Origin of the sequence: Arthrobacter gyeryongensis (assembly GCF_039543785.1) — a bacterium.
In the GTDB taxonomy this organism is placed as follows: domain Bacteria; phylum Actinomycetota; class Actinomycetes; order Actinomycetales; family Micrococcaceae; genus Arthrobacter; species Arthrobacter gyeryongensis.
In genome coordinates this window covers 229,586-247,929 of sequence record NZ_BAABKK010000015.1, presented here as the reverse complement: position 1 = coordinate 247,929, position 18,344 = coordinate 229,586, and the positions used below count along the sequence as shown (strand labels likewise).

The 18,344-nt window shown below is 65.4% G+C and carries 17 protein-coding genes; 4 read left to right on the top strand and 13 right to left on the bottom strand.

Translation table 11 applies throughout. From position 1 onward, the window contains the following. Positions 1-6: 6 nt before the first annotated feature. From ABEA18_RS12895 to truB, 4 genes are all read right to left on the bottom strand, one after another. Complete coding sequence (locus tag ABEA18_RS12895) at positions 7-990, bottom strand: bifunctional riboflavin kinase/FAD synthetase (protein ID WP_345449789.1); 984 nt, start codon at positions 988-990, stop codon at positions 7-9. Positions 991-1,108: 118 nt separating this feature from the next. Next, entirely contained in the window at positions 1,109-1,558 is a 450-nt protein-coding gene (locus tag ABEA18_RS12890) for a hypothetical protein (protein WP_425550522.1), read from the bottom strand. A 2-nt stretch (positions 1,559-1,560) separates the two neighbouring features. Further along, positions 1,561-1,914, bottom strand: coding sequence for a hypothetical protein (locus ABEA18_RS12885; RefSeq protein ID WP_234753100.1), 354 nt, complete (start codon positions 1,912-1,914; stop codon positions 1,561-1,563). A gap of 2 nt (positions 1,915-1,916) precedes the next feature. Beyond that, a complete protein-coding gene (truB, locus tag ABEA18_RS12880; protein WP_345449787.1) occupies positions 1,917-2,837 on the bottom strand; it encodes a tRNA pseudouridine(55) synthase TruB in 921 nt (306 codons plus the stop codon). Between the two features lie 86 nt (positions 2,838-2,923). On the opposite strand from truB, the gene ABEA18_RS12875 reads away from it, so the two are divergent. After that, on the top strand, positions 2,924-4,078 hold the full coding sequence (locus tag ABEA18_RS12875) for a pyridoxal phosphate-dependent aminotransferase (RefSeq protein WP_345449786.1): 1,155 nt from the start codon (positions 2,924-2,926) through the stop codon (positions 4,076-4,078). Positions 4,079-4,081: 3 nt separating this feature from the next. Here the strand turns inward: ABEA18_RS12875 and ABEA18_RS12870 are convergent, their stop codons facing one another. The 6 genes from ABEA18_RS12870 to rimP all read right to left on the bottom strand — a co-directional run bounded on the left by ABEA18_RS12870 (position 4,082) and on the right by rimP (position 10,678). Further along, the gene (locus tag ABEA18_RS12870) at positions 4,082-4,567 is read right to left on the bottom strand and encodes a nucleoside deaminase (RefSeq protein WP_345449785.1); all 486 of its coding nucleotides are present in this window, start codon (positions 4,565-4,567) and stop codon (positions 4,082-4,084) included. A gap of 115 nt (positions 4,568-4,682) precedes the next feature. After that, entirely contained in the window at positions 4,683-5,192 is a 510-nt protein-coding gene (gene rbfA, locus ABEA18_RS12865; RefSeq protein WP_236816645.1) for a 30S ribosome-binding factor RbfA, read from the bottom strand. Between the two features lie 319 nt (positions 5,193-5,511). Then, entirely contained in the window at positions 5,512-8,343 is a 2,832-nt protein-coding gene (gene infB, locus ABEA18_RS12860; protein WP_345449784.1) for a translation initiation factor IF-2, read from the bottom strand. Positions 8,344-8,509: 166 nt separating this feature from the next. After that, positions 8,510-8,818, bottom strand: a complete 309-nt coding sequence (locus ABEA18_RS12855) for a YlxR family protein (RefSeq protein ID WP_345449868.1) — start codon at positions 8,816-8,818, stop codon at positions 8,510-8,512. A 256-nt stretch (positions 8,819-9,074) separates the two neighbouring features. Then, a complete protein-coding gene (gene nusA / locus ABEA18_RS12850) occupies positions 9,075-10,055 on the bottom strand; it encodes a transcription termination factor NusA (protein ID WP_345449783.1) in 981 nt (326 codons plus the stop codon). Then, entirely contained in the window at positions 10,055-10,678 is a 624-nt protein-coding gene (gene rimP, locus ABEA18_RS12845; RefSeq protein ID WP_345449782.1) for a ribosome maturation factor RimP, read from the bottom strand. The genes nusA and rimP overlap by 1 nt, the downstream gene beginning before the upstream one ends. A 167-nt stretch (positions 10,679-10,845) precedes the next feature. Between rimP and ABEA18_RS12840 the strand changes: the two genes are divergently transcribed. Genes ABEA18_RS12840 through ABEA18_RS12830 form a run of 3 tightly spaced genes read left to right on the top strand, consistent with a single transcriptional unit; the run spans position 10,846 to position 13,709 of the window. Next, positions 10,846-11,847, top strand: coding sequence for a DUF4439 domain-containing protein (locus tag ABEA18_RS12840; protein ID WP_345449781.1), 1,002 nt, complete (start codon positions 10,846-10,848; stop codon positions 11,845-11,847). Between the two features lie 51 nt (positions 11,848-11,898). Continuing rightward, positions 11,899-12,627 carry a VIT1/CCC1 transporter family protein gene (locus tag ABEA18_RS12835; RefSeq protein ID WP_234753091.1) on the top strand — a complete coding sequence of 243 codons (729 nt, stop codon included), beginning with the start codon at positions 11,899-11,901 and terminating at the stop codon, positions 12,625-12,627. A 35-nt stretch (positions 12,628-12,662) separates the two neighbouring features. After that, entirely contained in the window at positions 12,663-13,709 is a 1,047-nt protein-coding gene (locus ABEA18_RS12830) for an aminoglycoside phosphotransferase family protein (protein ID WP_345449780.1), read from the top strand. A gap of 72 nt (positions 13,710-13,781) precedes the next feature. Here ABEA18_RS12830 and ABEA18_RS12825 read toward each other — a convergent pair whose 3' ends face one another. Genes ABEA18_RS12825 through ABEA18_RS12815 form a run of 3 tightly spaced genes read right to left on the bottom strand, consistent with a single transcriptional unit; the run spans position 13,782 to position 17,827 of the window. After that, positions 13,782-15,167, bottom strand: a complete 1,386-nt coding sequence (locus ABEA18_RS12825) for a pyridoxal phosphate-dependent decarboxylase family protein (RefSeq protein ID WP_345449779.1) — start codon at positions 15,165-15,167, stop codon at positions 13,782-13,784. Positions 15,168-15,221: 54 nt separating this feature from the next. Further along, a complete protein-coding gene (locus ABEA18_RS12820; RefSeq protein WP_345449778.1) occupies positions 15,222-16,019 on the bottom strand; it encodes a sulfite exporter TauE/SafE family protein in 798 nt (265 codons plus the stop codon). Further along, the gene (locus ABEA18_RS12815; protein WP_345449777.1) at positions 16,016-17,827 is read right to left on the bottom strand and encodes a proline--tRNA ligase; all 1,812 of its coding nucleotides are present in this window, start codon (positions 17,825-17,827) and stop codon (positions 16,016-16,018) included. The genes ABEA18_RS12820 and ABEA18_RS12815 overlap by 4 nt, the downstream gene beginning before the upstream one ends. Positions 17,828-18,344: the final 517 nt, after the last annotated feature.

The following is an 18,344-nucleotide window of genomic DNA, read 5'->3' as shown; positions in this document are numbered from 1 at the left end:
GCGGGGCTACTTGTCCAGCAGGAGATCGTGGGCCTGGGCGACGTCCAGGCGCATCTGCTCTACGAGGGCCTCGGGTCCGCGGTAGGCCACCATGCCCCGCAGCCTCGAAGTGAATTCCACCACGACGGTCTGGCCGTAGAGGTTGAAGTCCTCCACTTCCTCCTCCGGGCGGTCGATCACGTGGGCTTCCACCTGCCGGCTCACGCCGTCGAACGTGGGGTTGGAACCGACCGAAATCGCGGCGGGCCAACGGGTTCCGGATTCGTCCACGAGCCAGCCGGCATAGATTCCATCCGCGGGGACGTAGCCCGTGGCGCCGTGGTCCAGGTTCGCCGTGGGAAAGCCCAGGGCGCGTCCCCGCGCGGCGCCGTGGACCACTTCGCCGCGCATCCTGTGCGGGCGGCCGAGGACGGCAGCCGCGGTCTCGACGTCGCCCTCGGCGAGGGCCTCGCGCACCCAAGTGGAGGAACAGCGACGGTCCGTGCCGCCGTCGTCGTGTACGGGAAAGCCTTCCGCCCCGAATTCGTTGACCACGTGGACGCCGAATCCGAGTTTCTTGCCCAATTCCTGCATGGTGCCGACGTCGCCGGAATTTCCCACGCCGAAACGGAGATCGTGGCCCACAACAACGTGTGCCGCGTGAAGCCCGTCGAGCAGGACGTTGACGACGAATTCCTCGGGCGTCATGGCTGCAAGCGTGAGGTTGTACTTCATGACGAGGACGGCATCCACGCCCGTGTCGGCCAGGGCATCGAGCTTGTCCTGCAAGCCCATGAGGAGCTCCGGTGCGGAGCCGGGCCGGTGGACCAAGGCCGGGTGGGGATCGAACGTCACGACGACGGACCGCGCGCCGTGCTCCCCCGCGGTGCGCAGAAGCTGCGTCAGCACCTGCTGGTGTCCGCGATGGACGCCGTCAAAGTTGCCGATGGTAACGACGCTGGGACCGAAATCCTCGGGGACCTCGGTGGGATCGTTCCAGATGTGGACCATCAACCTCGCCTTTTACTGCTGGTATTCGCTATGCCCGGGCGCCTGGTCCGGCGCCGGAATTCTCTAAGGTTACCCGCTATCCCAAGGCTGGCATGCCCGGGTGGCGGAGCCCCGATTTCTAGTGCGGGAGCCGTGCCGGGCGCCGACGGTAGAGCCACAACAGGCCCAGGACCGGCAGGATCAACGGCACAAAGCCGTATCCGCGTCCGAACAAGGACCACACGGTGTCGTGCGGGAAAGCCACAGGATCGAAAAGGCTGATAGCGCCAACCACCACCACTCCGACCATCTCAACAAGGACGGCCGCCAGGGATACCTTGAACCACGTGCGGCCCGGCTTCGCGAGGGAGACCGTGGCCACGATATACACCACAGCGGCGAAGGCCGAGAGGATGTGGGCCAAGGGAGCATCCGAGAACTTGGTCAGGATCTGGTAGCCGGCACGGGCCGTCGCCGAGATAGCAAAGACTGCGTAGACCGCAATCAATAGCCTCCCGGGCCCGGTATTGCGGGTGTCCTGGTTCTTCTTCCCGGTGGTTTCAACAGTCACTTCGTGTGCTTCTTCCAATGTCAGTACCAGATCTGGTTCATGCGGGCCGCCATGACCAATGCGGTGACGCCCACGGCGCCCATGACGAAATTGCTCCAACGGGTCCGTTCCAGGATGGACCAGTACACCGCGACGACGGGGAGGATGAGCGCCGTGATGATGTAGCCCCAGAATTCCCAGGGCTCCCCCGCGATCTTTTCACCCATCGCGACGCGGATGATCGATCCCACCAGGTAGACCAACAGGACGAGTTCGACGGCGGCAACGGACAGTATGGTGACGTCGTTGGGGGCCTTCTTCATGATGCCCGCCACGACGCAAATGATGGTGGACAGCAGGCCCACTACAAGGACAGCGTAAAAGTATCCGTCCATGGCTAGTGTGCCTGCTTTTCGTTGTCAGGCGCGAACACCAGGACGGGCTTGGCGAAACTCCCCGCATCGGCCAACAACGCCACGAGCTCCCCTGATGGCGAGAACGCAGCAGCTGGATTCTCGGCGGTGGCTGCGTCGGCCGTGCCGGCAGCGGGTCCCGCGGCGATCCTGCGGCCAAAGGAGATCTCGGTGGTTTCGGCGTCGCTCAACTCCCGGTTGGGCATGAGCGCGCGGGCGGCGGCGGACATGTCGAGGACTTCCAGTTCCTCGGCAAGCTGTTCGAGGGTGCGGGCCTGCTCCAGGGAGTACGGCCCCACTTGGGTGCGGCGCAGCACCGTGAGATGGCCGCCGACGCCGAGAGCCTCGCCAAGGTCGCGCGCCAGCGCGCGGATGTAGGTGCCCGAGGAGCACTCGACAGTCACATCGACGTCTACGACCCTGCCGTCGTCGACCCTCCGGATGGCGTGGATCTCAAAACGGTGGATGGTCACCGGCCGGGCGGCGAGCTTGACCTCTTGACCCGAACGGACGCGCGCGTAGGACCGTTCGCCGTTGACCTTGATGGCGCTGACGCTGCTGGGAACCTGCTGGATCTCGCCGCTGAGCTGCGCGACGCCGGCACGGATGGCTTCCTCGGTGACTTCGGCGGCGCTGCGGCTTTCGGTGATGTCGCCTTCGGCATCGTCCGTGATGGTTGATTCACCGAGCCGGATGGTGGCGGAGTACGTCTTGGAGGTGCCGACGATGTAGGTCAACAGTCTCGTGGCCTTGTTGATGCCAAGCACGAGGACCCCGGTGGCCATGGGATCCAGGGTCCCTGCATGGCCCACTTTCCGGGTACCGGCCAGTCGCCGCATCCGTCCAACCACATCGTGGCTGGTCCATCCTTGCGGCTTGTCAACGATTACCAGTCCAGAAAGCACGCCTCCCAGTATATCCGCGCCGAGGCATGCATCCTGCGGCCCGCTGCTTCCCTGAACGGTCCGGGAGCGCGGCTAAGATGGCTCCCATGCATGAGCTTGCCGCACACGTCCGCGAAGTGCCCGTCAACCAGATCCGCGAAATTACCGAGGCCGCCTGGAGCACCCCCGGGGCAATTGTCCTCAGCATCGGCGAGCCCGGCTTCGCGCTCCCCCGGCACATCCTGGACGCGGGGATCGCCTGCCTGGACAGGGACGAGACCAACTACACCCCCAATGCCGGGATCCCGGCGCTGCGGGAGGCCTTCGCCGACCGGTTCCGTGCCCACAACAAGGTGGATCTCGGGGCGGAGCGTGTGTACGTCGTCGACGGGGCCCAGCAGGGACTGCACTTCGCGATGAGCCTGCTCCTCTCCCCCGGCGACGAGATCCTGATTCCCAATCCGGGCTACCCCACTTTTGCCATGACAAGCCATTTGCTGCACGCCGTCCCGGTGCGGTACCCGCTCTATCCCGAGCACGAATTCCAACCCCGCATCGCGGACATCGAGGCACTGATCACTCCCCGTACCAAGGTGTTGGTCCTGAATTCGCCGTCCAATCCCCTGGGCGCGGTAATCTGCGAGGAAACAACACGCCAGCTCGTGGAATTGGCCGTCAAACACGATCTGTGGATCATTTCGGATGAATGCTACGAAGCCTTCACCTTCGACGTTCCGCACACGAGTCCCGCCCGCTTCGACAGCACCGTTCCCGGGGAGGCGCGCGTCTTCACGTCCCTGACTTTGTCCAAAACGTACGGGCTGACAGGGCTGCGGATCGGGGCGCTCATTTGCCCGCCGGGCCTGGAACCGAAGATGAACAACGTCATGGAAGCGATCGTTTCCTGCGTGGCTTCGCCTTCCCAGTACGCGGCAGTCGCGGCGCTGACCGGGCCGCAGGACTATGTGGACACCGCTCGGGAGCATTACCGTTCAAACCGCGACGCCGCCTCGGCAATGCTCGCGGAAAAGCGCATTCCCTTCTTGGGCGCGCAGGGGGCTTTCTATCTCTGGGCGGACGTCTCGCATGTAAGCGGCGGGGACGTGCGTGCTTGGGTGCGCACCTTCCTGGCGGACTCTGGAGTGGCCGTGGCGCCGGGCACCGCGTTCGGTTCCATCGGCGAGGGGTGGATCAGGATCGCGTTGTGCGGTGACCACCAGCAACTGCTCGACGGCGTCGGGCGGCTTCCGGCAAGGCCGTGAACCTCAGTATTTGGTCCGGTTCTTGTGCCCGCGCCACGCATCGAAGGGAGCCTCCGATGCGGCGACCTCCGCGTGTTGGACGGGCAGCAGTTCAGGCCTGTTGCCGTCGAAGTATTCGTAGAACACGGCATCGTCGAAGCCAGCGGCCGCGGCCCCGTGCCGATCAGCGGCAAAGTAGACCCGGCTTACCCTGCCCCATAGGGCAGCCGAGAGGCACAAAGGGCACGGTTCGCAGCTTGAATAGAGCACCGAGCCGCTGAGATCGAAGCTTCCCAGTTCCGACGCCGCCCGCCGGATGGCCACCACTTCTGCGTGCGCTGTGGGGTCGTTGTCGCGGGTGACCCGGTTGACGCCGTCATGGAGCCGTCCGTCCGGGGTGACCACGACGGCGCCGAAAGGGCCGCCGCCGTCGGCCACGTTCTGAACCGCTAGCCGCACGGCGTGTTCGAGGTAATCTTCGGGACTCTGAGCTGCATCGTGCGCCGACATGCTCCGATCTTAGCGACGGCCCATCAATTTGGCCCGGCTATTCCGCTTAAACAAGAAGGACCGGATCCGGCAGCCCTAAGAGCTGCGGAACCGGTCCCACCCGGGAAGCGCTGGACTACTTGCCGCCGTCTTCGTCGATGTCTTCATCGGCACGGAGGTCGATGTCTTCTTCATCAAAGTCGTCTTCGTCGATGTCCGCATCTTGCGGGGCATCGCTCTTGTACGGGTCAGCATCGCCTGCGTGCTTGGCTCCGGCGGCCAGCGCGGCCACCTCGGCGTCGCGCTGCTTGGCGGTGCGCAACAGCTCCTCAAGGTTCGAGGCGTTGACCGGAATGAGGTCGGCAACGAATTCCAAGGTGGGAGTCAGCCGCACGGTGATGTTACGGCCCACTTCCTGGCGCAAAACACCCTTGGCCTTCTCCAACGCCCGAACGGCATCAGAATGAGCGGCTTCGTCGCCGAAGACGGTGTAGTACACGGTGGCGTGCTGAAGATCGTTGGTGACGCGGGCATCGGTAATAGTGATGCCCTCGACCCGAGGATCCTTGATCCGCCGGCCCAGTGCCTCAGCAACAACAACCTTAATCCGCTGCGCCAACTTGGCAGCGCGTGCCGGATCAGCCATTTCTACTCCTAAATTTCGCGTACGACGGCGCGTTAGCAACTTGCGTACTTAAGTCTAAAAAATGCCACTCGCTAAAAAGGCCCGGAACGGACCGAGAGGTCCCCGCGGAGGCCCGTGGAGCCGATATGGGGGCCCGGAACGGACCGAGAGCTTCCCGCTGAGGTCCGTGGAGCCGATATGGGGGCCCGGGAGTGGCATCGGGCCTGCCGAAGCTGGGCGGCCGACGTCGTAAGACGTCAGCCGCCCAGCGTAGGGGCGGGGCCCCCATATCGGCGGAACGGGCCGGAGCCGCCCGAGAGCAGCACCGGCCTGCGACACCTTAGACGCGCGGCTTTTCGCGCATCTCGAAGGTCTCGATGATGTCACCTTCGTTGATGTCGTTGTACGAGCCAAGACCGATACCACACTCGAAGTCCGTGCGGACCTCGGTGGCGTCGTCCTTGAAGCGCTTGAGCGTCTCAACGGTGAGGTTGTCGCCGATGACCTTGCCATCGCGGCTGACGCGTGCCTTCGTGTTACGGCGGATGATGCCCGAGCGCACGATGGAACCGGCGATGTTTCCGAACTTGGAAGAACGGAAGACTTCGCGGACCTCGGCGGTACCGAGCTGGACTTCCTCGTACTCCGGCTTGAGCATGCCCTTGAGGGCCAGCTCGATGTCATCGATTGCCGAGTAGATGACGGAGTAGAAGCGCATGTCCACGCCTTCGCGATCGGCAAGGTCGGCCACGCGCTCGGCGGGCTTGACGTTGAAGCCGATGATGATGGCGTTGTCCACCGTGGCGAGGTTGACGTCGTTCTGCGTGATGGCACCCACACCGCGGTGGATGACGCGCAGTTGAACGTCTTCGTCGCCGACGTCGATCTTGAGCAGTGCGTCTTCGAGGGCTTCAACGGCACCGGAAACGTCACCCTTGAGGATGAGGTTGAGGGTGTCGATCTTGCCCGCGGCAACTGCCTGGTCGAAGTCTTCCAGGCTGATGCGCTTGCGACGCTTGGCCAGTGCCGCGTTGCGGTCGGCTGCTTCACGCTTTTCAGCGATCTGGCGGGCCGTACGCTCGTCGGATGTCACCAGGAAGGTGTCACCTGCACGCGGAACGTTGGACAGACCCAGGACCTGGACCGGACGGGACGGAAGCGCGACGTCGAGGGCGTTGCCGTCTTCGTCGAACATGGCACGGACGCGGCCGTGGGCCGTACCGGCCACGATCGTGTCGCCGACGGCCAGGGTACCGGACTGGACCAGGACGGTGGCCACGGAACCGCGGCCCTTGTCCAGGTTCGCTTCGATGGCAATGCCTCGAGCGTCCTTGTCCGGGTTGGCGCGCAGGTCCAAAGCGGCGTCTGCGGTCAGCAGGACGGCGTCGATCAGTTCGTCGATGTTGATGTTCTGGCGGGCAGAAACCTCAACGAACATGGTGTCGCCACCGTATTCTTCGGGAACCAGACCGTACTCGGTGAGCTGGCCCTTGACCTTGTCCGGGTTCGCACCTTCCTTGTCGATCTTGTTGACCGCGACGACGATCGGCACGTTGGCCGCTTGTGCGTGGTTGAGTGCTTCCACCGTCTGCGGCATGACGCCGTCGTCGGCTGCGACAACCAGGATGGCGATGTCGGTGACCTTGGCACCACGTGCACGCATGGCGGTGAACGCCTCGTGACCGGGGGTGTCAATGAAGGTGATGTCGCGCGGAGTGCCTTCGTGGATGTGGCTGATCTGGTAGGCACCGATGTGCTGCGTGATGCCGCCGTGTTCGCCGGCAACCACGTTGGTCTTCCGGATGGCGTCGAGCAGTCGGGTCTTACCGTGGTCAACGTGACCCATGACGGTGACAACCGGGGGACGCGGTTCGAGGACGTCGTCGCCTTCGGCTTCCAGTTCGGCATCGAGGTCGATATCGAAGGAGTCGAGGAGCTCGCGCTCTTCGTCTTCCGGCGAAACTACCTGGATCTTGTAGCCGAGTTCAACACCCAGCAGGCCGAAGGTGTCTTCGTCCAGGGACTGCGTAGCCGTTGCCATTTCACCGAGGTGGAACAGTACGGTCACCAGCGCGGCGGGGTTCGCCTCGATCTTGTCGGCGAAGTCCGTAATGGACGAGCCACGACGGAGCCGGACTACGGTGTTGCCGTCGCCGCGGGGTACGGATACGCCGCCCAGCGACGGAGCACTCATCTGCTCCAGTTCCTGACGCTTTGCACGCTTCGACTTGCGCTGCTTGCCACGTCCTGCGCCACCCTTGCCGAAGGCACCCTGGGTACCGCCGCGTCCGCGGCCACCCTTGCCGAAGCCACCGCCGGCGGGAGCTCCGCCACCGGTGCCTGCGCCAGGAGCGCCACCCGGACGGCCGGGACCGCCACCACCGGGACGGCCAGCGCCACCCGGACGGCCTGCGCCACCGGGAGCGGGACGCTCGGTGCGGTTGGGCATCATGCCCGGGCTGGGACGGTTTCCTGCGGGGCCACCTGCGGGACGCGGAGCGCCCGGACGGGGAGCACCGGGGCGCGGAGCACCCGGACGCGGACCACCGGAACCGGCTGCGGGACGGGGACCGCCTGCGCCGGCCGCGGGACGCGGACCGCCGGGACGTTCGCCGTCAGTGCGGCCACCGGAACGCGGCATGCCCTGCGAGGTTGCGAAGGGGTTGTTGCCCGGACGGGGAGGACGCTCGCCGTCGCCACGGCCGCGGGGCATGCCCTGCGAGGTCGCGAACGGGTTGTTGCCCGGACGGGGGCCGCCGGGCCGCGGAGCCTGGCTGCCCGGACGTGCCGGGGCAGGGGCTTCGGCCTTGGGTGCCGGACGGGCACCCGGCTTGGCGGAGATTGGACTTGCTGCAGCTGCGGGAGCCGCAGGCGCCGCCGGGGCCGGGGCCTCAGCCTTGGGGGCGGGAACCGGAGCCTTGGGCGCAGCGGGGCCCGGAGCCGGGCGGGATGCTGCGGGGGCAGCGGGGGCTGCAAGGCGAGGTGCTGCCGGGGCAGCGGCCTTTGCGGCGCCGGCACCCGGGTAGGCGTCGCGAAGCTTCTTCACGACGGGTGCCTCAATTGTTGAAGAGGCGGAGCGAACGAATTCGCCCAATTCCTGCAGTTTCGTCACTGCATCTTTGGAAGTAATACCGAGCTCTTTGGCGAGCTCATGTACGCGGACCTTGGCCACATTTCTCCTGTCTCGGTCCGCACCGAGCCAGGCACGAACCGTCTAATTCTTACTGCGGGCCCCTGCCGCGAACGCGGCGGATAGGCCCTGTGCAGAGCGCAACAAAGTTGTCATCGTTGCGCACTCATCGTTGCGCACTCATCGCTGGGAACTCATCGGGTTTCCATCAGTTTTCTGACCCGCTTTCAGGTTTGGACGGTTTTCCTGCTTTCACTTCAGTGTCAGCAGGGGGTATGACTGCCGCCAGGTAGCTTTCGACGGCGGTGACTTCACTTGCGCCCGCGAGGGCCCTAGCGAAAGCACGCCGTTTGCTTGCCAGCGTCAGGCATGTGGTGCTGGGGTGCAGCCACGCACCCCGGCCAGTCATCCGGCGTCGTTCATCCACCAGGACGACGGGTGACCCGCCCCCTTCGGCGACAAGCCGGATCAACTCGCTCCGCTTGCCTTGTTTCCGGCATCCGATGCAGGTGCGCACAGGCTGGTGCCTGGTGTGAAGCAGTTCAGTCACTGGGTGTATCAACCTGCCTCAGTGTCTTTACCTGTCTTCTGCGGTTCTGCTTTGCTCGGCGCCCGCCCTTGCCTTGCCGGGGTTATTGCCCCGCAAGTCGCGAGCACGCCAAAGCGCACGGATACCGGGCATAGACCCGGTTCCATTTATTCTAAGCCCCCGAGGGCCCGGCCACCGAATCCACAAGGTGCGCGGATCCGGGGCTGGGCGCCATGTGGTCTGTTTAGTTACCCTTGTCCGGAGCGGCGTCAGAGACGATGTCGATCCGCCAGCCGGTCAGCTTGGCTGCGAGCCGGGCGTTCTGGCCTTCCTTGCCGATGGCGAGGGACAGCTGGTAATCGGGAACAACCACCCGGGCGGAGCGCGTGGCTTCGTCGGTGATGGTGACGGAATTCACGCGCGACGGCGACAGGGAGTTGGCGATGAAGGTCGCCGGGTCTTCGCTGAAGTCGACGATGTCGATCTTTTCGTCGTTGAGTTCGGTCATGACTGCGCGGACGCGGGAGCCCATTTCACCAATGCAAGCACCCTTGGCGTTGATGCCGGGGGTGTTGGCTTTGACGGCCATCTTGGTCCGGTGTCCGGCTTCGCGAGCCAGTGCCACGATCTCGACCGAACGGTCCGCGATCTCCGGGACCTCCAGCTCGAAAAGCTTCCGGACGAGGCCCGGGTGGGAGCGCGACAGCGTGATTGAGGGTCCCTTGGCGCCGCGGTGGACGTCCACAACGAACGCACGCAGGCGGTTGCCGTGGGTGTACTTCTCCCCCGGAACCTGCTCGGGCGGCGGCAGCAGCGCTTCCACGGAACCGAGGTTCACCTGGATCATGTGCGGGTTGTTGCCCTGCTGGATCAGGCCGGCGACGAGTTCGCCTTCACGGCCCTTGAATTCGCCGAGGACGTTGTCGTCCTCGACGTCGCGCAGGCGCTGCAGGATGATCTGCCGTGCGGTGCTCGCCGCAATGCGGCCGAATCCCGCAGGAGTGTCCTCGAACTCGCCGATGGCTTCGCCGTCGTCGTCGATTTCCGTGGCCCAAATGGTCACGTGCCCGCTCTTGCGGTCCAGCTCGGCACGGGCCTTTTCGAAAGCGCCCGGCGTCTTGTGGTAAGCCACCAGGAGCGCCTGCTCGATGGTGGGAATCAGGAGGTCCAGCGGGATTTCACGCTCACGCTCCAGGAGTCTCAGCGCACTCATGTCAATATCCATTAGGCCTCCTCGGAAGGTCCGTTGTACTCGTCTTCCAGCACGGCCTCGTTGAGGTGGCTGAACTCTATCTCGACTTTTCCTTGGCGGATCCTGTCGAAAGGAATTTTCACGGGTTCGCCCTGCTTGGGCTTCATGCCCTTCTTGACCTCTTGCTCGGGAACCAGGGTGACGCCGTCGTCGTCGACGGACTGGATACGCCCGGTCAGGTTCTCTCCCTGGATCACGTTGACCTTGACCATGCGTCCGCGGGCCCGGTGCCAGTGGCGGGGCTCCGTCAGGGGCCGGCCGACGCCGGGCGAGGAGACCTCGAGGTCGTAGGGGCGGCCGTCGGTGCGGGGATCGTTGTCCAGTATGTCCGAAAGGGCCCTGGAGATTTCCGCGATGACGTCAAGGCTGACGCCGCCGGTTTCCTCCTGGGGCAGGTCGATGACCACGTGGACTACCCGGTGCGAACCGGCAACCTGGATGGCAACATCCTCAAGATAGAGCCGGCTCGCCAGGACGGCAGGCGCCAAAAGCGCCTTCAGCCTGCTCTCCTCGGGGTTGCGGACCTCGTGTTGCGCTGGACTCGTCGGATCCGTTCCAGCCTGGTCTGTTGAAGTCGTGGCTTCCGAATGACTCACTGGCCAGCCGCCTCCCGATAGATGATGTTGTGACTACTAGCTTAACGACATTTACGGCGGCGTGGTGCACGGGGGCTCCTCTGCGGGGAGGCAAGTTGTCCGCGGGCGTGACACCATAGTCTGTTGTGAACCACGAGACTGTTGAGAAACCACGGAGCCATGGCTGGATGAGGACCCTCCTGCTGGCTTTCCTCGCAGTCCTCGTTCTAGGAGTCGGCGCCGTGCTTGTCCCGCGGGACGCCCCAAGGCCCCCAGCGGTGCCGTTTTCCGAAACTGCCCGTTCCGAAGCGCTCTCTTCGACCGAGACGCTCCTGGGGAGCGCATCGCTCGTGGAGAGCACGGACACTGTGACGTTGCTGACAAGCCAGGCGCAAGCGCTGCTGCAACCTTCCGGCTCTTCGGGATCGAATACCTCCGCGGCTTCCCCAAGCCTCGGTGCCACCCAGGAGCGCCCAACGAGGGCCGGCTTTGTCTCCTCGCTCGCCTCGAGCGCTTCCCGTCGCTTGGCGGACGCCGCGGACGCCGACGGCGGCATGGCGCGGCTGCTAGCCGCCGTCGGGACTGCCCAGCTGCTTGAGTCATCGCGGCTGGCCGCAACCTGGGGCTTGCCGCTACCGGCGACCCCGGCCGGGGCGAGTACGGCCCCGACACCGCCGCCCAGCTGCACTGCCTCGCCGGCCACGTCGACGGCACCGACACCCGGAACGGCGGCCACCAAGGCCGATCTGCCCGCAGCCCTTGCCGCCGTCGTCAGCTCCGAACAGGAGGCGATCTATGCCTACCAAGTGGCCCTGACCAAGCTGGACGCGAAGGCATCGGCGACCGCAGCCACCTGGTTGGCGCGCCATCAGGAGCTGCTCCGGGGAGCGGAGGCCCAGGGTCGGCTGCACTGCATCGCGACACCGCCGCGGGAAGCCGGCTATCGCCTGCCTGCCACTTTCGCCGCCAAACCCGCACTCGCGTTGGGAAGCATGGAAGCCAGCTCGCTGACTGCCTATGCCGACCTCGTGGCATTGTCAGAGGGCGAGACGCGCCAATGGGCTATCGACGGGCTTGTCGACGCCGCCAAACGCAGCCAGGCCTGGGGAACTCCGGTTGGCCCGTTCGCCGGACTGTCGATCGACACCACGGCACTCCCCCCGCTGCCGAGCGGCACTCCGGCTCCATAGGAAAGCCTTTCTTTGCTGGCGGCAGCAGTGTTCAAGTGCTTGGCTTGTACCATGGCTTCCATCGAAACTGCAGCCCTGCATGAGAACGAACCACACGCCAACGACCTCGCCCACCGGCTCAACTGGCTTCGGGCAGGCGTCCTTGGCGCCAACGACGGAATCGTCTCCGTTGCCGCCATCGTGGTGGGCGTCGCCGGCGCCACGACGAACACCGGCGCCATCCTCACCGCTGGAGCGGCCGGACTCGTGGGTGGGGCGGTGTCCATGGCACTCGGCGAGTACGTATCCGTCAGCAGCCAGAGCGACAGCCAAAAGGCGCTCATCGAGAAGGAACGGCGGGAGCTCGCCGAGGAACCCGAAGAAGAGCTGGCCGAATTGACTGCGATCTATGAGGCCAAGGGCCTGCGGCCCGAAACCGCGCGGAAAGTCGCTGCGGAGTTGACGGAGCACGATGCCTTGGCCGCTCACCTTTCGGCCGAATTGAATATCGACGAGGACGACATCGTCAGCCCGTGGCATGCGGCCTTCGCGTCCGCCATTGCCTTCACCCTCGGCGCGGTGCTGCCCATGCTTGCGATTCTGCTCCCGCCCCCGGGGCTGCGTGTACCGCTGACCTTCATTTCCGTTCTGCTCGCGCTCGCAATCACCGGAGCCATAGGAGCATGGATCGGCGGCAGCTCGAAGACCCGCGCCGCCGTGCGCGTCGTCATCGGCGGAGCCCTTGCGCTTGCCGCGACGTTCTTCATCGGAAGCCTCCTGGGCTCCTCCGGAGTGGTCTGAACCACTCCCGGACCGGCTTGGGTAGGCTGACAGTGATGACTACCTTCGTTTCGATCCCTGGCGACCTCCAGGCACGCTACTCCCGCACAGCGGAGGGGCGGGCGTGGCTCTCAGGGCTGCCCGGTCTGATCGACGCCAGCCTGGATCGCTGGCAGCTGACCGTTGACCTGGAACCCGGCGCGCAACCCTGGAACGGCCACGGCGGCATCGTCATTCCGGTCCTCTACAACGGCGCCCGTTCGGTGCTCAAGATAGCGTTCCCGCACGAGGAGGCCCTCGTTGAACGGCATGCGCTGGCCCTCTGGGGCGGTGCCGGGGCCGTAAAGCTGCTCGACGCCGATGCGGCCTCCTGCGCGATGCTCCTGGAGCGGCTCGACTCCGTCAGCTGGCTGCAGGGCGCCCCGATGGAAGAAGCCCGAGACGTCTGGGGATCGCTCGTGAGGGAACTCGGCATCGAGCCGGACGAGCGGCCAGAATGGAAAGAGTTCGAGCACATCGCGGCCCGTGCCGAGCGCTGGAGCGATGAGTTGCCCGCCGACTGGGAGCAACTTGGCCGGCCCTTCCCCCGATGGCTCCTCGAAGCCGCTTTGGAGGTGTGCCAGACCCGTGGCGCTGTCGGGCGCCGGGCGGGCAGGGATGTCCTGGTCCATTGCGACCTGCACTTCATGAACATCCTGCCCCATCTCAATGGCACCCCGAATGGCGCCCGCAATGGCGCTGCGTCCATCGGAGAACGCGCATACGTGGCGATCGATCCGCAACCGAAGATCGGAGAGGCGGAATTCGCCGTCGCACCGATCTTGTGGAACCGTATCCGCGATCTCTCCACGACGGCTCCGGAAGTTGCCCTTCTGGAGCGCTGCGCGGACTTCAGCGCCGCGGCCGGCCTGGACAGCGAAGCCGCCAGGGAATGGAGCCTGGTCCGCGAGATCGAAAACGCCCTGTGGTATGCCGGAAAACCACGGCATGAGGGCGATCTGGCACGCTCGTTGTGGGTGGCCAGCACCCTCGCAGGACGGCCCCTGGACGGGCTGCCCGCCGCGCACGATCTGCCCGAACCGGGACTGGCAGCATCGAACTAGCTTCAGTGGTCCGGGCGCCGAGTCGTCCAGACGCCCGGCTTCCGGACGCGCCGAGTCTTCCGGACGCGCGGCTTAGGCGGTGGCCTCCAGCGCATCCTTGATCGCCTGCACCGCGATATCCAGGTCTGCCGAATCCGTGGACCAGTTGGTGACCGAAACACGCAGGATATCCCTGCCCTGCCAGCGCGAACCGGACATCCAGACCCTTCCGTCGGCCATGATGTAGTCCGTCACGGCTCGGGTCCTCTCGTCTGAACCGAAGGCCAGGGACAACTGCGTGAACACCACATCGTTGAGGACCTCGACGCCGGGCACTTCGGCGAGCCGCCTGGCCAGTTCCGCGGCACACTCCGCACGTCCCGCCACAAGCTCCCGCACGCCATCGGCGCCCAAAGACCGCAGGGCCGCCCACACCGGCACTCCCCTGGCACGGCGGGACAACTCGGGTACCTTCTCCATGGGGTCGCCGGGGCCGTGGTCATCCTGCATCAGGTATTCGGCATGCATACCGACGGCGGACCGCAGGGCAGCCACGTCGCGTACCACCACGATCCCGGCGTCGTATGGCACGTTGAGGGTCTTGTGGGCATCGGTTCCCCACGAATCGGCCAACTCGACGCCCTCGACCAGATGATGCAGTCCCGGCACCGCCGCCGCCCATAAGCCGAAAGCCCCGTCAACGTGGACCCACGCGCCGTGATCCTTCGCAGCCGGAATCGCCTCGAGGAAAGGATCGAAGGCTCCGGAATGCAGGTTCCCGGCCTGAAGACACACGATTGCCGGACCGGAACCGGATTCCAACGCAGCCCGCAGGGCGGCTGGATCGATCGCGCCTTGATGGTCCGCTGCGACAACTTCGGGTGCGCCGAAGCCCAGGAAGCGCAGTGCCATGTCCAGGCTCTCGTGCCGCTCGGCTCCGACCAGGACACGCAGTTTCGGCGCGCCTTGGAGTCCTCCGGCGTTGACATCCCAGCCGACGTTGGCCAGCTGGCGCCATCGGGCCGCCGCGAGGGCCGTGAAGTTGGCCATGCTGGCGCCGGTCGCGAATCCGACGTCGGAGGCTTCAGGAAGTCCGAGCAGCTCAAGGAGCCATCGCCCGGCGGCCTCTTCGATCCCGGCAGTGGCGGGTGTGGCGAAGCGCAGGCCGGAGTTCTGGTCCCATGCGGAAACCATCCAGTCCGCGGCCATCCCGGCCGGCACCGTACCGCCGATGACCCAACCGAAGAAGCGCCCCGATTGCATGGCCATCAGCCCGGGCTCGGCGTGTTCGGCGAGGAAATCTATGACCGAGGCCGGGTCCAGTCCCCTGGCCGGCAAGGCTCCGCCGAAGGTCGCCGTGATGTCATCGGCCGCGGTATTTGGCCGTACCGGCCGCCCAGGCAAGGCCCTCAACCACTCCCGGGTGTGTTCCAACGCACGTTCGAGTGCCCGTTCATAGTCGCCGGAATCGACCCACATGAGTGCATGCTACGCCCGCGGCTTCCCTCCGGCCATCGCTTTCGACGCCGTGCGCTACTTGGCGAAGTAGTCGTTCCAGACGTCCATGCCGAGTTTGACGATCAACGCGCCGACCACGATCAGGAACACGATCCGCACAAAGCCGCTGCCTTGTTTCACTGCGGTCCGCGCGCCCAAATAGCCGCCTGCCATGTTGGACAAGCCCAGCACAGCCCCGACGCCCCAAAGCAGCGATCCGTGCGGCAGGAAGAAGAACAGGGCACCGGCGTTCGTGGCCATGTTGACGATCTTCGCCTTGGCGCTGGCCTCAAGGAAGGCATAGCCCATGGCGGAGACGAGGGCGATCACCAGGAACGAGCCTGTTCCGGGACCAATCAGGCCGTCATAGAACCCGATCACGGCGCCAATGGCGCACGCCACGACGTAGTGCGTGTGGCCGTCATGACGCAGCGCGGTCAGCTCGCCTGCATTGGGCCGCAGCGCAGTGAAGAGCGCGACGGCGATGAGGGCCACCACGATGATGGGTTTGAAGACGCTCGCTGGAAGGTTGGCCGCCAGGACGGCTCCGCCGAAACTGCCCGCGAGGGCAATCACCGCCATGGGTATGGCCGTCTTGAGGTCAGGGCCAACCCGGCGGTAGTAAGTGACAGCGCTGGTTGTCGTCCCGAAGATGGAGCCCATTTTGTTGGTGGCCAGCGCCTGGACCGGGGTGATCCCCGGAACCAGGAGCAAGGCGGGGAGCTGGATCAGTCCCCCGCCGCCCACCACTGCATCGATCCAACCGGCCGCGAATCCAGCCACCACGATCATGATGAGCGTGGTGAGCTGGACCGACTCGAAGCCGGAGATCACTTCTGGCGTACGGCGTTGACCACGTAGTCGGCAGCCTTCTCGACTGCCACGTTTTCGGCCTCGCCGGTGCGACGGTCCTTGATCTCCACAACACCGTCTACCAAGCCACGGCCGACCGCCACGATGGTGGGGACGCCCACGAGCTCGGCGTCACCGAACTTCACGCCCGGGGAAACCTTGGGGCGGTCGTCGTAAATCACGTCGAGGCCGGCCGCCTCGAGTTCGGCGGAAAGCTTCTCGGCTGCCGCGAAGATTTCCTCGCCACGTCCGACGGCGACCACGTGGACATCCGCGGGGGCCACGGAGCGCGGCCAGATCAAGCCACGGTCGTCGTTGTTGGCCTCGGCCAGGGCGGCAACGGCACGTGTCACCCCGACACCGTAGGAGCCCATGGTGACCACGACCTGCTTGCCGTTCTGGTCGAGGACCTTCAGGTCGAGGGCCTCTGCATACTTGCGTCCGAGCTGGAAGATGTGGCCCATTTCGATGCCGCGGGCAGTCTCCAGGGGACCGGAGCCATCCGGGGCTTCGTCTCCCGCGCGGACCTCGGTGCATTCAATGACGCCGTCCCAGGTGAAATCGCGCCCGGCTACGAGACCGAAGACGTGCTTGCCGTCTTCGTTCGCTCCGGTGACCCAGCTGGTACCGGAGACAACCCGGGGGTCAACAAGGAAGAGCAACTTGGACGTGCCTTCGAGCCCGAGAACGGCCTCGGCGAGGACCAGTCCGGGGCCGATGTAGCCCTTGACGAGTTCCGGGATCTTCTTGAGGTCTTCCTCGTTGGCCGCTTCGAGCCCGATCTCCCCGGCAATGGGCAAGAATGAACCGATGTTGGCTTCGACGCGCTTGAGGTCCACCGCGCGGTCACCGGGAACGCCGATGACCACGATCTGACGCTCGCCAGTGGGCAGCGTGACGGCGAGGACCACATTCTTGAGGGTGTCGGCGGCAGTCCAGGCGCCGCCGTCGGAATCGCTGCGCGGGGCGAGCTGGTTGGCAGCCGTCACGAGGGTGTCGATAGTGGGTGTGTCCGGGGTGTCCAGGACCCGTGCCGGAGGCGCGTTGCTGAAATCGATCTCGGCCGGGGCCACGGTGGTCACGGCTTCGACGTTGGCGGCGTAGCCGCCTGCCGAGCGCACGAAGGTGTCCTCGCCGATCTCGGTGGGGTACAGGAATTCCTCGCTCTTGGATCCGCCCATGGCGCCTGCCGTGGCGGCAACGGGGATGACCTCAAGGCCAAGGCGCTCGAAGATTTTCAGGTACGCGGCGCGGTGGGCCGCGTAGCTCGCGTCCAGGCCGGCGTCGTCGACGTCGAACGAGTAGGAATCCTTCATGATGAATTCGCGGCCGCGGAGGAGGCCTGCCCGGGGGCGTGCTTCGTCGCGGTACTTGTTCTGGATCTGGTACAGGCTCAGCGGCAGGTCCTTGTACGAGGAGTACAGATCCTTGACCAGGAGGGTGAACATTTCCTCGTGAGTGGGGGCGAGAAGGTAATCGGCACCCTTGCGGTCCTGGAGGCGGAACAGCCCTTCGCCGTATTCGGTCCAGCGGTTGGTGGCCTCGTAGGGTTCCCGGGGCAGCAGCGCCGGGAAATGGACTTCCTGGGCGCCGATGGCGGCCATTTCCTCGCGGATGATCTGCTCGACTTTGCGCAGGACGCTCAATCCCAAAGGCAGCCAGGTGTAGATGCCCGGTGCGGCACGGCGGATGTAGCCCGCGCGGACCAGGAGTCTGTGGCTTGCGACTTCGGCGTCGACGGGATCTTCACGCAAGGTGCGCAGGAACAGCTGGGAGAGGCGAAGGACCACGGGTCAGAATCCGTTTCTATGGCAAGAGCTGGCAAAAACTACTGTGTACCAATCTACCGGCTTGCGGCCGGGGAACCTGCCGGGGCCCATCCCCCGGGTTTCTCCCGAGGGCGGCACCCCACCAAACGAAGATGAGCCACGCCATGGTGCGAGGAAGCCCCTGGCCGCTGGGCGGCTGGTCATCCTGCCATGGCGTGGCTCAGCGGCTGGTCGGCCGCGCGCGTTGTCTCCGAGGCTTAGTCGGACGTGCCGAATGCCTTCGAAAGATCAACGCTTACAGTCATTTGTTGGTGTTTCCTCCCTGAAACCGCCCGCGCCCCAGCGACACGGCTGGTTTTGAATTTATGTGATGGTGGACACTTTTTTCAAGGGCTTGGACTAACCAATTTTTGCAGGCCCTGGCCCTGGCCCTGGCAACGAACAACGCGGGGTCACTTAGCGCCCATCCGGAGGTCCGACATGGGCCGTAAGTGACCCCGCGTTGCAGATCCGTCCCCGAGGCTCACAGTTGACGCGC